The organism is Pseudomonas putida (assembly GCF_028682475.1).
Classification (GTDB): Bacteria; Pseudomonadota; Gammaproteobacteria; order Pseudomonadales; family Pseudomonadaceae; genus Aquipseudomonas; species Aquipseudomonas putida_AG.
Window position 1 is genome coordinate 71,578 of the sequence record NZ_JANHLE010000004.1, and the last position, 14,211, is coordinate 85,788.

General features: G+C 61.4%; 13 protein-coding genes and 1 other RNA gene. 8 read left to right on the plus strand and 6 right to left on the minus strand.

Annotation, left to right across the window (positions count from 1 at the left end; all coding sequences use genetic code 11):
- Positions 1–47 precede the first annotated feature (47 nt).
- Positions 48–602, minus strand: a complete 555-nt coding sequence (gene grpE / locus NPS47_RS04905; RefSeq protein WP_274293968.1) for a nucleotide exchange factor GrpE — start codon at positions 600–602, stop codon at positions 48–50.
- Between the two features lie 230 nt (positions 603–832).
- On the opposite strand from grpE, the gene recN reads away from it, so the two are divergent.
- Positions 833–2,506 carry a DNA repair protein RecN gene (recN, locus tag NPS47_RS04910; RefSeq protein WP_274293969.1) on the plus strand — a complete coding sequence of 558 codons (1,674 nt, stop codon included), beginning with the start codon at positions 833–835 and terminating at the stop codon, positions 2,504–2,506.
- Positions 2,507–2,577: 71 nt separating this feature from the next.
- Here recN and fur read toward each other — a convergent pair whose 3' ends face one another.
- Positions 2,578–2,982, minus strand: a complete 405-nt coding sequence (gene fur, locus NPS47_RS04915; RefSeq protein WP_107026445.1) for a ferric iron uptake transcriptional regulator — start codon at positions 2,980–2,982, stop codon at positions 2,578–2,580.
- Between the two features lie 97 nt (positions 2,983–3,079).
- Here fur and NPS47_RS04920 point away from each other — a divergent pair, with 97 nt between their 5' ends.
- On the plus strand, positions 3,080–3,619 hold the full coding sequence (locus NPS47_RS04920) for an outer membrane protein assembly factor BamE (RefSeq protein WP_274293970.1): 540 nt from the start codon (positions 3,080–3,082) through the stop codon (positions 3,617–3,619).
- Positions 3,620–3,674: 55 nt separating this feature from the next.
- Here NPS47_RS04920 and NPS47_RS04925 read toward each other — a convergent pair whose 3' ends face one another.
- From NPS47_RS04925 to NPS47_RS04935, 3 genes are read right to left on the minus strand one after another with little or no spacing between them, the layout of a single operon-like run.
- The gene (locus tag NPS47_RS04925) at positions 3,675–4,004 is read right to left on the minus strand and encodes an RnfH family protein (protein ID WP_274293971.1); all 330 of its coding nucleotides are present in this window, start codon (positions 4,002–4,004) and stop codon (positions 3,675–3,677) included.
- Positions 3,967–4,401: a type II toxin-antitoxin system RatA family toxin gene (locus NPS47_RS04930; RefSeq protein WP_038606715.1), complete on the minus strand. Its 435-nt coding sequence runs from the start codon at positions 4,399–4,401 to the stop codon at positions 3,967–3,969. The genes NPS47_RS04925 and NPS47_RS04930 overlap by 38 nt, the downstream gene beginning before the upstream one ends.
- Positions 4,402–4,408: 7 nt before the next feature.
- Positions 4,409–5,812 (minus strand): sodium-dependent transporter, encoded by a 1,404-nt coding sequence (locus tag NPS47_RS04935; protein ID WP_274293972.1) that lies wholly within the window; start codon positions 5,810–5,812, stop codon positions 4,409–4,411.
- A gap of 116 nt (positions 5,813–5,928) precedes the next feature.
- On the opposite strand from NPS47_RS04935, the gene smpB reads away from it, so the two are divergent.
- Positions 5,929–6,411 carry an SsrA-binding protein SmpB gene (smpB, locus tag NPS47_RS04940; protein ID WP_038606709.1) on the plus strand — a complete coding sequence of 161 codons (483 nt, stop codon included), beginning with the start codon at positions 5,929–5,931 and terminating at the stop codon, positions 6,409–6,411.
- Between the two features lie 89 nt (positions 6,412–6,500).
- On the opposite strand, the gene NPS47_RS04945 is transcribed toward smpB, so the two are convergent.
- Entirely contained in the window at positions 6,501–7,268 is a 768-nt protein-coding gene (locus NPS47_RS04945; protein WP_274293973.1) for an FCD domain-containing protein, read from the minus strand.
- A gap of 253 nt (positions 7,269–7,521) precedes the next feature.
- On the opposite strand from NPS47_RS04945, the gene NPS47_RS04950 reads away from it, so the two are divergent.
- From NPS47_RS04950 to ssrA, 5 genes are all read left to right on the plus strand, one after another.
- Positions 7,522–9,186 carry a lactate permease LctP family transporter gene (locus tag NPS47_RS04950; protein WP_274293974.1) on the plus strand — a complete coding sequence of 555 codons (1,665 nt, stop codon included), beginning with the start codon at positions 7,522–7,524 and terminating at the stop codon, positions 9,184–9,186.
- Positions 9,187–9,255: 69 nt separating this feature from the next.
- Positions 9,256–10,401, plus strand: coding sequence for an FMN-dependent L-lactate dehydrogenase LldD (lldD, locus tag NPS47_RS04955; protein WP_038606701.1), 1,146 nt, complete (start codon positions 9,256–9,258; stop codon positions 10,399–10,401).
- 80 nt (positions 10,402–10,481) lie between these two features.
- Positions 10,482–13,292 (plus strand): FAD-binding and (Fe-S)-binding domain-containing protein, encoded by a 2,811-nt coding sequence (locus NPS47_RS04960; RefSeq protein ID WP_274293975.1) that lies wholly within the window; start codon positions 10,482–10,484, stop codon positions 13,290–13,292.
- 120 nt (positions 13,293–13,412) lie between these two features.
- Entirely contained in the window at positions 13,413–13,685 is a 273-nt protein-coding gene (locus NPS47_RS04965) for a hypothetical protein (protein ID WP_274293976.1), read from the plus strand.
- A 101-nt stretch (positions 13,686–13,786) separates the two neighbouring features.
- Positions 13,787–14,178, plus strand: a transfer-messenger RNA (tmRNA) gene (gene ssrA, locus NPS47_RS04970).
- Positions 14,179–14,211 lie beyond the last annotated feature (33 nt).

Below are 14,211 nucleotides of genomic sequence, written 5' to 3' on the forward strand. Positions count from 1 at the left end.
GTAATACTTGAATGCTTGACACCTAGATGGGGGCGCCAGAAACGATTTCAAGCCTGCTCGTCAATCGACGGCGAAACCGCTGCTGGAGCCTTGCTGACCACGACCATGGCCGGGCGCAGCAGTCGACCGTTGAGCTGATAGCCCTTCTGGAACACCTTGAGCACGCTATTGGGCTCGACCTCGGCGCTTTCCTGCATGGCCATGGCCTGGTGGTGCTCGGCGTTGAAGGGCTCGCCGTGCGGGTCGATCGCCTCAAGGTTGTAGCGCTTGAGGGTGTCGTGGAACATCTTCAGGGTCAGCTCGATGCCTTCGCGCATTGGACGAATGCTCTCGTCGTCCGGGCTGGACAGCTCCAGGCCGCGCTCCAGGCTATCGATGATCGGCAGCAAGTCAGCGGCGAATTTTTCCAGGGCGAACTTGTGCGCCTTTTCTACGTCCTGCTCGGCGCGACGGCGCACGTTCTGCAGGTCGGCGGCGGTGCGCAGGGATTGATCCTGGGCCGCCGCCAGCTGCTCTTCGAGCACCTGCACGCGGGCGCTCAGGTCTTGGTCGCCAGTCGCTTCGGCGTTCAGATTCTGTTCATCCAGCTGTTCGTCAGCCATAAAATCTCTCCTCTCGAATAAGGTCTGCGAGCATTACTCGCGCGTCTGCCGCCTATATGGGGTCGCAAAACCCAGGTTCAAGGGCTGTGAAGCAGCGCGCGCACATTCGCTCATAACCCATCGCAATCAGAACCTCGCCCTGATAACCAAATTGAACTAAACACCGGCATTGTCAGCGGATTTGAAAACACTGTATAAATAACCAGACTTAACGCCTGGGAGCCGCCCCAATGCTGGTGCACCTGTCCGTACACAACTATGCCATCGTCGAACACCTGGACCTCGAACTCGCCCGCGGGATGAGCGTCATCACCGGTGAAACCGGGGCCGGCAAATCGATCATGCTCGACGCCCTGGGCCTGACTCTGGGTGATCGTGCCGACAGTGGCGTGGTACGCCCAGGCGCCGACAAGGCCGACATCCTAGCCACCTTCGACCTGGCGGACATCCCCGAGGCCCGCACCTGGCTGGCTGAGCGCGATCTGGACAACGATGGCCCGTGTATCCTGCGCCGGGTGATCACCGCCGAAGGCCGCAGCCGCGGCTATATCAACGGTACGCCCTGCCCGCTCGGCGACCTCAAGGCCCTCGGCGAGCTGCTGATAGATATCCACAGCCAGCACGAGCACCAATCGCTGCTGAAGTCCGATACCCACCGCCGCCTGCTCGACGAGTACGCGGGCGCCACCGACCTGGCCCGCCAGGTACAACTGGCCGCCCAGCGCTGGCGCCAGACCCGCCAGGAGCTGGAGCGCCTGTCCAACTCCGGTGACGAGCAGCGCGCGCAACATCAATTGCTCAGCTACCAGCTGGAAGAACTCGACAACCTCGGCCTGGGCGAGAACGAACTGGAGCAGCTGGAGCAGGAACACAAGAACCTGACCAACGCCGAGGCGCTGTTCGGTATTTGCCGCCAGGTCATCGACCACTGCAGCGAAAACGACTCGGGCAACGTGCTCAACGCCCTGACGGCCAGCCTCAATCGCCTGACTGCGGTGCAGAATGCGCCCAAGGCACTGGGCGAAGCCGCCAACATGATCGCCAGCGCACAGATCCAGGTTGAAGAAGCGGTCGGCGAGCTGAACCGCTTCCTGGATCACTTCGATGCCGACCCCGCGCGCCTGCAGCAACTCGAAGAACGCCTCGACAGCATCTATACCCTCGCCCGCAAGCACCGCGTGCACCCGACCGAGCTGGCGAGCCTGCAGCAACGGCTGATGGAAGAACTCGAAGGCCTGAATGCCAATGACGAGTCCATCGAGCGTCTTGGCGAGGAACTGGCGGCCTTTGCCCGTCATTACCAGGACAAAGCCGGTGAGCTGAGCGCCCTGCGCGGCCAGGCCGCCAGCCAGCTGGCTGGCGCGGTCGAGCAGGAAATCCAGCGCCTGGGCATGCCCGGCGGCCGCTTCAGCATCGAGCTGCACGCCAATGGCAGCGACGAGCTGTCGCCCCACGGCCTGGAACAGGTGGAACTGCTGGTCAGCGCCAACCCCGGCCAGCCACTCAAAGGCTTGGCCAAAGTCGCCTCCGGGGGTGAACTGTCCCGGATCAGCCTGGCCATCCAGGTGATCACTGCGCAAACTTCACGCATTCCGACCCTGGTCTTCGACGAAGTCGATGTCGGGATCGGTGGCCCGACGGCAGAGATTGTCGGTCAATTGCTGCGACGCCTGGGCGAGCGCGGCCAGGTGCTGACTGTGACTCACCTGCCCCAGGTAGCCGCTCAAGGCCATCATCATCTGTTTGTCCACAAGGTGCGCAACAGTGACGCCACGCATACCGCCGTGGCCAATCTGGGCAAGCGCGAACGGGTTGAAGAAGTCGCACGGATGCTCGGCGGTATCGACCTGACCAAGGAATCCCTGGCCCACGCCCGCAAGATGGTGGTCACCAGCAAGGCCTGATGTCCGCTCCAGAAAGCACAAAGGCGACCCCAGGGTCGCCTTTGATGCTGTGCAGCAAGAAGAAGTGTTACTTACTTTTTCTTGCGCACGTACAGGACCAGATTATGGTCAACCAGTTCAAAACCGTGCTCTTCCACGATTTGCTTCTGGCGCTTCTCGATTTCACTGTCGAAGAATTCGATGACTTCACCGGAGTCCACGACGACCATATGGTCGTGGTGGCCGCCATCGGCCAGCTCGAACACGGCGTGGCCGCCATCGAAGTTGTGGCGCACTACCAGGCCGGCAGCTTCGAACTGGGTCAGAACACGGTAGACCGTGGCCAGACCGACATCCTCGCCTGCCTCCATCAGCGCCTTGTAGACATCTTCAGCACTCATGTGACGTTGCTCGGTAGAGTCGAGCATCTGTAGAATTTTAACTCGAGGCAGTGTCACCTTGAGACCGGCTTTGCGCAGTTCGCTATTTTCAACCATGGTCAGCTTTCTCGCCGATGCTGCTTCGCAGCTTCTCTGAATACGGGTATGATCGGGGTTTACGTTGTCCAGCCAAGATAGTGGAAGTCGCCCACCGATGCAAAACACCAAGCTCTTGCTAACCAGCCTCACCTTTGTGGGACTGCTCGCACTCGCCGGTTGCTCGTTCCCCGGGGTTTACAAAATCGACATCCAGCAGGGCAATGTCGTCACGCAAGACATGATAGACCAATTACGCCCCGGAATGACCCGTCGGCAAGTACGGTTTATCATGGGTAACCCGCTGATCCAGGATACCTTCCACACCAATCGCTGGGATTACCTGTACAGCTTGCAACCTGGTGGCGGCCAACGCCAGCAGGAGCGCATGAGTATCTACTTCAACGAAAACGATCAGTTGGTCAGCCTGTCCGGCGACTTCATGCCAGGCGTCAGCCGCGATCAGGAAATCCTTGGCGGCAGCGGCGACACCAGCGTCAGCCCGGCACAGCCAGAGACCACCACCGAACCGGTTGAGCAGGTCAAGGAAACCCCGGCCAAACCAGGCTCCCTGGAAGAGAAGATCCAGCGCGAAGTCGATACCATCAAAACCATCCCGGTACCGACCCCCGCGCCACTGGAAACCTCGCCGCAGTAAGCATTCTGCAGGCAAAGAAAAGCCCGGAGATTCCGGGCTTTTTTGTGCCTGTCATTCAGCGCTTGGCTTTCTTGAACACCCTTGCCACCTTGGCGGCGCGCTGCTTGCGCACCTCCTTTGGGTCGATCAGCAAAGGCCGGTACAACTCGATGCGGTCACCTTCAGCGACCACCTGCTGCGCAGCATCGTTGACGACCTTGCCGAAAATACCAAGCGGGCACGCGGCTGTATCCAGACCCGGCACTTGTTCGGCGATCCCCGACAACCGCACTGCTTCACGCAGCGTCGTGCCGGGCGCCACGTCCACAGCCAGCAACCATTGCTGCTCGGCTGTGGCGTAGACCACCTCAACCCGCAAGTTGTTTTGCCCGCTGGCAGAAAGCATCGACCAGGGTATTGGCCGCCTGATTGAACAGCGGCCCGAGGGTCGCCCGCACCAGCGGTCCGGCGTAGTCGAACGACAGGTCGAGGCTGATCTTGCAGGCTTTCTCGCCCAACGGCTTGAAGATCCACAGGCCGTGCAATTGATTGAACGGCCCCTCCTCCAGGTTCATCTCGATGGATTGCCCGGGCACCAGCACATTGCGGGTGACAAACTTCTGACTCATGCCGCCCTTGGCTACTTCCAGGCTGGCACGCATCAACTCGTCATTGACCTCGAGCACAGTGCTGGAGGAGCACCAGGGCAGGAACTCCGGGTAACGCGCAACATCGTTGACCAGGTCGTACAACGCCTGGGCCGGATAGGGCAGCAGGGCCGAACGTTGAATATGGGTAGTCATCTAGGTGTCACTTCCAAAGCTGAGCGGCAAACACAACCAGAATGCCGAGTGGCGCCACATAGCGCATCAAGAAGAAAGTCAGAGCAAACAGCAACGGGCTGCGCATTGCCAGTTCATCGCGCACCGCCTCACGCCCCATGATCCAACCCGCGAATATCACAAAGCACAAACCACCCAGCGGCAACATGATCCGCGAAGTGAAAAAATCGATCACGCCGAAGAAGTCCAGCCCGCCGCTCACACCCCATTGGTAGAGCTGAAAACCGCTGCCGTCGCTGACGAAAAAGCGTGCCTGCTGCCAGATATTGAACGAAAACACTGTCCCCAGCCCGACCAGCCAGCAACTGAAGGCCAGCCAGGTGGTGATCCAGCCACGCCGCACACCGGTGCGCTCCACCAGGTAGGCAACCATGGGCTCAAGCAGGGAAATCGCCGAGCTCCAGGCCGCAACTGCCACTAGAACAAAGAATACGACGCCCATCAATTGGCCAAAGGCCACATTACCGAAGGCAAACGGCAAGGCAACAAACATCAGGCCCGGCCCTTCGCTGGGGTTCAGGCCGGCAGCGAACACAATCGGGAACAGGGCCAGGCCAGCCAGCAGCGAAACAAAGGTGTCGAGTAAGGCCACGGCGACAATGGTACCGCCGATGGAAGCGCCTTTGGGCATGTAAGCGCCGTAGATCAACAGCGAACCAACACCGACACTCAACGAGAAGAAGGCGTGCCCCATGGCCGGCAACAAACCGTCCAGCAGACGCGAGGTGTCGAAGTCGAACATGAAATGCAGGCCCTGCATGAAGTGCCCGGTCGTCAGGCTGTACCCGAGCAGGATCACCAGCAGCAGGAACAGCAGCGGCATCATGATCCGCAGGCTTTTCTCCAGCCCGGCGACCACGCCACGGGCAATCACCAGCGCCGACAGCAACATGAACAGGCTGTGCCACAGCACCAGGCGCCAAGGGTCGCTGATCACACCATTGAAGTAACCGCCGACCTGATCAGCCGTCACGCCCTGGAAGTCGCCCCGGCCCATATTGATGATGTAGTCGAACGACCAGCCACCCACCACGCTGTAGAACGACAGGATCAGCAACGCCGTGATCATCCCGGCGAATGCCCACCAGGACCAGCGCGGCGACTGCCCGGCTTCCAGCGCCAGATCGCGCAAGGCGTTGGCCGGGCTTTGCCGGGTGCGGCGGCCGATCAAGGTTTCAGCCAGCATCACTGGAATACCGATCAAGGCAATACAGGCCAGAAACACCAGGACAAAGGCACCGCCACCATAGACGCCGACCATGTAGGGGAATTTCCAGATACTCCCCAACCCCACCGCGGCACCGGTCGCCGCCAGTACAAATACCCAGCGACTGGCCCAGCCACCATGGACAGAAACCTTGTCCGTCGACATCAACACGCTCAACTGTGGAAAAAAAGAGCGCGCATTGTCCGGGATTCACCTCACAGGCTCAAGCGCACTGCTACCCCGTAGCCGACGGCGCAACGACTGCCTATAATGCCGCCCCTATGGCTAAACAAACGAAACATCCGACAGGGACCATCGCGCAGAATAAAAAGGCGCGACACGATTACTTCATCGAGCACAAGTTCGAGGCCGGATTGGTCCTGTCCGGTTGGGAAGTAAAAAGTCTGCGTGCCGGCAAGGCGCATCTGACCGACAGTTACGTGGTGCTCAAAGATGGCGAGGCGTGGCTGATGGGCAGCCATATCACGCCGCTGACGGCCGCCAGTACGCACGTCATTGCCGACCCGACACGCACCCGCAAACTGCTGCTCAATAAACGCGAGCTGGAGCGCCTGCATGCGGCCGTCCAGCAAAAGGGCTACACCTGCGTAGCCTTGTCGATTTATTGGAGCAAGCACCTGATCAAGTGCGAGATCGCGCTCGGCAAGGGCAAGAAGGAATACGACAAGCGCGATACCCAACGCGAGCGTGATTCCAATCGCGAATTGCAGCGTGCAGTGCGCAACAAGGGCAAGGAAGACTGATTTCAGTCTGAGGCGCCTTTATCGCGGGGCAAGCCCGCTCCCACCAGGATTGCATAAACCTGTGGGAGCGGGCTTGCCCCGCGATAGCTTCAGCGCCCGCTACGCCGCTCCGCTCGCGCCGTTCGTTGCACTTCCTGGCGCACCTCATCGAGCACTTCCTGCACATACAGAATGTGTCGGCTGGACACTTCGCGAGCCTCCTCTGCCCGCCCTTCGACGATCGCCAGGTACAGCTCACGGTGCTGATTGATCAGCATGTCGCGGGTTTCGGCGCGTTGCTTGTACATGCCGCCGATGTTGGTCACCACGTTGCGCTTGAGCAGATCGAACAGGCCACGAATGGTGTGCAGCAACACTGCGTTGTGACTGGCTTCGGCAATTGCCAGGTGAAAGCGCGCATCGGCAGCGCCCTCCTCGGCCCGATCCACTTCACCAGAGCGGGCGTAACAATCCTGCAAGGCATCGAACGCTGCCTTGAGCCGCTGACGATCCGGCTCGGTCGCGCGAATGGCCGCGTAATAGGCGCACGATGCCTCCAGGGTATGCCGGAACTCCAGCAGATCGCGCTGCGCTTCGGGGTTGCATTCCAGCAGCTGCAACAACGGATCGCTGAAGGTCGAACCCAACGCCTCGGCCACATAATTGCCACCGCCCTGGCGACTGACCAGCAGCCCTTTGGCCACCAGCTTCTGGATCGCTTCACGCAATGACGGCCGCGACACCCCGAACTGTTCAGCCAACGCCCGCTCGGCAGGCAGCCGCTGACCGGCACTGAGGGTGCCCTCAAGAATCATCCCTTCCAGCCGCTCGACGATATCGTCGGACAAACGGCGTTGGCGGACCTGATCAAAAACCATCACATGCTCTCCACAATCCCGGGTGCTTTCGGGGCTGTCTATTCTGGCCTATCCGCTCTCCGCCGACACCCATCAGATTGCAACTTTCGCTGCTGCTCAGGGCATTTCGCCGACACCCATCCGAGGAAAGTTTTCTTGGGACAAATTGACACACCCACAGCGAGGCTTTTAACCTAGCGCCTCGACATTGTAAATTGGTCTTACCAATTATCCAATGCCAGTGCTGACCAACAACAATTAGGGGCCACCCCATATGCAAACCTGGCAACAGCTCTACAGTCCGCTTGGTAGTCTTGGTCTGTCCGCGCTCGCGGCAGTCATCCCGATCGTGTTCTTCTTCCTCGCTCTGGCGGTGTTCCGGCTCAAGGGCCACGTCGCTGGCAGCATCACTCTCGGTTTGTCGATCCTGGTGGCGATCTTCGCCTTCCAGATGCCCGCCGACATGGCGCTTGCCGCCGCCGGTTACGGTTTTGCCTATGGCCTGTGGCCAATCGCCTGGATCATCGTCGCTGCGGTGTTCCTCTACAAACTGACGGTCAAGAGCGGCCAGTTCGAAGTGATCCGCAGCTCGGTGCTGTCGATTACCGACGACCAGCGCCTGCAGGTACTGCTGATCGGTTTCTGCTTCGGCGCCTTCCTCGAAGGTGCGGCAGGCTTCGGCGCACCGGTGGCAATTACCGCCGCGCTGCTGGTCGGCCTGGGCTTCAACCCGCTGTACGCCGCCGGCTTGTGCCTGATCGCCAACACCGCGCCGGTGGCCTTCGGCGCGCTCGGCATCCCGATCATCGTCGCCGGTCAGGTGACCGGTATCGACGCCTTCAAGATCGGCGCCATGACCGGCCGCCAGCTGCCGTTGCTGTCGCTGTTCGTGCCGTTCTGGCTGGTGTTCATGATGGACGGCCTGCGCGGCGTCAAAGAGACCTGGCCTGCCGCACTGGTAGCCGGCCTGAGCTTTGCCGTGACCCAGTACTTCACCTCGAACTTCATCGGCCCGGAACTGCCGGACATCACCTCGGCCCTGGTCAGCCTGGTTTCCCTGACCCTGTTCCTCAAGGTCTGGCAGCCCAAGCATTCCTTCGCCGGCGCCACCGGCAGTGTCGGTGCAGCGGTGGTCAACGGCGGCAGCCAGCCTTCGCCGTACAGCCTCGGCGAGATCTTCAAGGCCTGGTCGCCGTTCCTGATCCTCACCGTGCTGGTCACCATCTGGACCCTCAAGCCGTTCAAGGCGGCCTTCGCCGCTGGCGGTTCGATGTACAGCTGGGTGTTCAACTTCGCCATCCCGCACCTGGATCAGCTGGTCATCAAGACCGCTCCGATCGTTGCGACCCCGACCGCGATTCCGGCCGTGTTCAAGCTCGACCCGATTTCCGCCACCGGTACGGCGATCTTCTTCTCGGCGCTGATCTCCATGCTGGTTCTGAAGATCAACTTCAAAACTGGTCTGACCACTTTGAAAGAGACCTTCTTCGAACTGCGCTGGCCGATCCTGTCGATCGGCATGGTGCTGGCCTTCGCTTTCGTCACCAACTATTCGGGCATGTCTTCGACCATGGCCCTGGTACTGGCCGGCACTGGCGCGGCCTTCCCGTTCTTCTCGCCGTTCCTCGGCTGGCTGGGGGTGTTCCTGACCGGTTCCGACACCTCGTCCAACGCCCTGTTCAGCTCGCTGCAGGCCACCACGGCGCACCAGATCGGGGTCAACGACACCCTGCTGGTCGCGGCCAACACCAGTGGCGGCGTGACCGGCAAGATGATTTCGCCACAGTCGATCGCGGTAGCCTGTGCGGCCACCGGCCTGGTCGGCAAGGAATCCGACCTGTTCCGTTTCACCCTCAAGCACAGCCTGTTCTTCGCCACCATCGTCGGCCTGATCACTCTGGTCCAGGCTTATTGGCTGACCGGCATGCTGGTTCACTAAAGTGTCAGAGGCCGGGTGCGTAACAGCGCGCCCGGCATCCGCCCCTTACAACCGACGCAGCGAGACCACATGATCATTTCTGCCTCTACCGACTACCGCGCCGCAGCGCAACGCAAGCTGCCGCCGTTCCTGTTCCACTACGCCGACGGCGGCGCCTACGCCGAGTACACCCTGCGCCACAACGTCGAAGACCTGGCGAGCATTGCCCTGCGTCAGCGCGTGCTGAAAAACATGTCCGAGCTGAGCCTTGAGACTCAGCTGTTCAACGAAACGCTGAGCATGCCGGTGGCGCTGGCGCCTGTCGGTCTGACCGGCATGTATGCACGGCGTGGTGAGGTCCAGGCCGCCCGTGCGGCAGCCGCCAAAGGCATCCCCTTCACGATGTCGACAGTGTCGGTGTGCCCGATCGAGGAAGTCGCCCCGGCCATCAACCGCCCAATGTGGTTCCAGCTCTACGTTCTCAAAGACCGCGGCTTCATGCGCAACGCTCTGGAGCGGGCGAAAGCCGCCGGTGTCACCACGCTGGTGTTCACCGTCGACATGCCGGTACCTGGCGCCCGCTACCGTGACGCACACTCGGGCATGAGCGGCCCGAACGCACCACTGCGCCGCGTCTGGCAAGCCATGACCCATCCGCAGTGGGCCCTGGATGTCGGCCTGCTGGGCAAGCCGCACGATCTGGGTAACATCTCCACTTACCGTGGCAGCCCGACGGGCCTGGCCGACTACATCGGCTGGCTGGGCGCCAACTTCGACCCGTCGATTTCCTGGAAGGACCTGGAGTGGATCCGCGAGTTCTGGGACGGCCCGATGGTGATCAAGGGCATCCTTGATCCGCAGGATGCCAAGGACGCGGTGAAGTTCGGTGCCGACGGTATCGTCGTCTCCAACCACGGCGGCCGCCAGCTCGATGGCGTGCTGTCCAGCGCCCGCGCCCTGCCGGCGATCGCCGATGCGGTAAAAGGCGACCTGAAGATCCTCGCCGACTCCGGCATTCGCAGCGGCCTCGACGTGGTGCGCATGATCGCCCTGGGTGCCGACACGGTGTTGATCGGCCGTGCATTCCTCTATGCGCTGGCCACCGCCGGTGAAGCCGGGGTGAAGAACTTGCTGGACCTGTTCGAGAAAGAAATGCGCGTTGCCATGGTGCTTACCGGCGCCAAGACCATCAGCGAAATCACCCGTGATTCGCTGGTACGCGAACTGGGCGCCTGATTGCCGCGCCCGCACCCGTCACCGCCTGATTGACCGGGACACCTGGCGCACCAGACGCCGCGGTCCCGCGAGGAGATTGCATGAGTCTGCCCGCCGCGTTCCTCGACACGGTTGAACACCTGATCCCCCGCGAGCGGCGTTTCGACGACCCGCTCTCGACCCTGGCCTTCGGCACTGACGCCAGCTTCTACCGGCTGATTCCCAAGCTGGTGATCCGCGTCGAGAGCGAAGATGAAGTTGTCACCCTGCTCAAGGCGGCGCACGCCGAGCAGGTTGCGGTCACCTTCCGCGCTGCCGGCACCAGCCTGTCCGGTCAGGCCGTGAGCGACTCGGTTTTGATCGTGCTGGGTGACAACTGGAACGGTCGCGACATCCGCGATGACGGCAAGCAGATCCGCCTGCAACCGGGCGTGATCGGCGCCCAGGCCAACGCTTGGCTGACCCCGTTCGGGCGCAAGATCGGCCCGGACCCGGCCTCGATCAACGCCTGCAAAATCGGCGGTATCGTCGCCAACAACGCCAGCGGCATGTGCTGCGGCACTGCGCAGAACAGCTACCACACCCTCGCCGGCATGCGCCTGCTGCTGGCCGACGGCACGCTGCTCGACAGCGAAGTCCCCGAGAGCGTCGCGCGCTTGCGTGCAAGCCACGGCGCGCTGCTTGAGCAACTCGGCGAGCTGGGCCGGCAGACCCGTGCCAACACCGAACTGGCGGCCAGGATCCGGCACAAGTACCGGCTGAAAAACACCACCGGCCTGTCACTGAACGCGCTCGTGGACTACGACGAACCGGTGGATATCCTCACCCACCTGATGGTCGGTTCCGAAGGCACCCTCGGCTTCATCAGCGCCGTGACCTACAACACCGTGCCGGACCATCCGCACAAAGCCAGTGCACTGATTGTCTTCCCCGATGTCGAGACCTGCTGCAACGCGGTACCGGTGCTCAAGCAGCAACCGGTGTCCGCAGTCGAACTGCTCGACCGCCGCAGTCTGCGCTCGGTGGAGAACATGCAGGGCATGCCGGTGTGGGTGAAGAGCCTGTCCGCCAATGCCTGTGCGCTGCTCATCGAGTCCCGCGCCGCCACACAATCGCTGCTGCATGAACAACTGGCACACGTCAGTGCCTCGATCGCCGGATTCCCGGTGGAAAAGCAGGTTGATTTCAGCGAAGACCCGCTGGTTTACAACCAGCTCTGGCGCATCCGCAAAGACACCTTCCCGGCGGTTGGCGCAGTGCGCGAGACCGGCACCACGGTAATCATCGAAGACGTCACCTTCCCGGTGGAGAAACTGGCCGAGGGCGTTAACCGCCTGATCGCACTGTTCGACAAGCACGGCTATGACGAGGCGATCCTGTTTGGCCATGCGCTGGAAGGCAACCTGCACTTCGTCTTCACCCAGGGCTTCGACTCGCCCGAGCAGGTTGCGCGCTACTCGGCCTTTATGGATGACGTCGCACAGCTGGTGGCCGTGGAATACGGCGGCTCGCTGAAAGCCGAGCACGGCACCGGACGCAACATGGCGCCCTTCGTCGAACTGGAATGGGGCAGCGATGCCTACCAGCTGATGTGGCAGCTCAAGCGCCTGCTCGACCCGAGCGGTATCCTCAACCCCGACGTGGTACTGACCGACGATCCACAGCTGCACCTGAAAAACCTCAAGCCCCTGCCGGCCGCCGACGAGATCGTCGACAAATGCATCGAATGCGGCTTCTGTGAGCCGGTGTGTCCGTCCAAAGGGCTGACACTCAGCCCGCGCCAGCGCATTGTGATGTGGCGCGACATCCAGGCGAAAAAACGCGCGGGTGACGATACCCGACAGCTCGAACGTGACTACCAGTACCAGGGCATCGACACCTGCGCCGCCACCGGCTTGTGCGCCCAGCGCTGCCCAGTAGGCATCAACACCGGCGAACTGGTGAAGAAACTGCGTGGCCAGGCCGCAGACCATGTGAAAACCGCCGACTGGCTGGCAGAGAATTTCCACACCGCCCTCAGTGGCGCCCGCTTTACCTTGCAGGCCGCCAACAGTGCACGCAAGTTGCTCGGCGCCCCGCGCCTGAGCCGCTTCAGCGCCCACCTCAGCAAGCTCAGTCACGGTCGCCTGCCGCAGTGGACCGCAGCCATGCCGCAACCACTGAAGAGCATTTCGTTCAGCCCGCCGAGCAACGATGCGCGGCCACGGGTGGTGTACCTGGCCGCCTGCGTGTCGCGCGTGATGGGCCCGGCGGCCAGCGACCGCGAGCAAACCTCGTTGCTCGACAAAACCCGCGCGCTGCTGGAAAAAGCCGGCTATCAAGTGGTGTTCCCGGACAACCAGGACAACCTCTGCTGCGGCCAGCCCTTTGCTTCCAAAGGCTACGCCGAACAGGCCGAACACAAGCGCCAGGAACTGATCAACGCGCTGCTGCATGCCAGCCGTGGCGGGCTTGATCCGATCTACTGCGACACTAGCCCGTGCACCCTGCGCCTGGTGCAGGACCTGGCCGAAACCCGCCTGGACCTTTATGACCCGGTACGTTTCATCCGCACCCACCTGATCGACAAGCTGGAGTTCACCCCCCAGGACGAACCGATTGCCGTGCACGTGACCTGCAGTACCCAGCACCTGGGTGAAAGCCAGGCACTGATCGATCTGGCGCGACGCTGCAGCAAGCAGGTGGTGATTCCTGAAGGCATCCACTGCTGTGGCTTTGCCGGCGACAAGGGCTTCACTACCCCCGAGCTCAATGCCCACTCGCTGCGCAGCCTCAAGGACGCCGTGCAGTACTGCAGCGAAGGGATTTCCACCAGCCGCACCTGTGAGATCGGCCTGTCGGATCATGGCGGGATCGATTATCACGGGCTAGTTTATCTGGTGGACCGCGTGACCCGGCCTCGGAACCTCTGAACGCCGATTGCGGGGCAAGTTGCCCCGCGATAGAGGCCATCCAATCTGAACCCCCGGCAAGCGTCGCAGTCCATCCAGAAAGGCCCTCTTTCCCAGGGCCATCCCGCCAAGGAGATTCACATGAAGCGTACTGCGATTTCCGGACTGTTGATCACCGCCGCACTGCTTGCCTCCCCTGTGTTCGCGGCTGAAGACCTGTGCACGGCCAACCTGCAAAAGATCAGCGACGCCACCACCACGGCCGGCGCGACGTCAGAGGGACTGGACGAAACCATCGCCAAACATGTTGAAGACGCCAAGAAAGCCCAGGCCGCTGGCAACGACAAGGATTGCATCGCCATCACCAGCAAAGTGCTCGAGCGCCTGGAAAAAACCGAAAAAGGCGGCCAGTAGCGGTTTAGCAGGGCGACTGGAACCGCAGTCGACGTCGCCCGACCGATGGCGTATACTGACCCCCGAGCGTTGAAAAACGCTTCAGCTAGAGCGCAACAAATGGGGCCGATTAGGATTCGACGCCGGTAGTGAAACTCTAGGTGCATGCCGAGTTGGTAACAGAACTCGTAAATCCACTGTTGCAACTTTCTATAGTTGCCAATGACGAAAACTACGGGGAAGTACGCTTCGCTGCGTAAGCAGCCTAGAGCTTCCTTCTGGTAGCTTCGGCTCCAGCAATCATCAGGGGATGCCTGTAAACCCGAAGTGATTGTCATACAGAACAGGATCGCCGTGCAGTACGTTGTGGACGAAGCGGCTAAAACTTACACAACTCGTCCAAAGCACCCTGCCCGTCGGGCGGCTGCGGATTAACTCAATAGACACGGCTAAGCATGTAGGACCGACAGCGGAGCACTGGCGGACGGGGGTTCAAATCCCCCCGGTTCCACCAAATAGGTAAAACGAAAAAGGCATCTGACGCTCT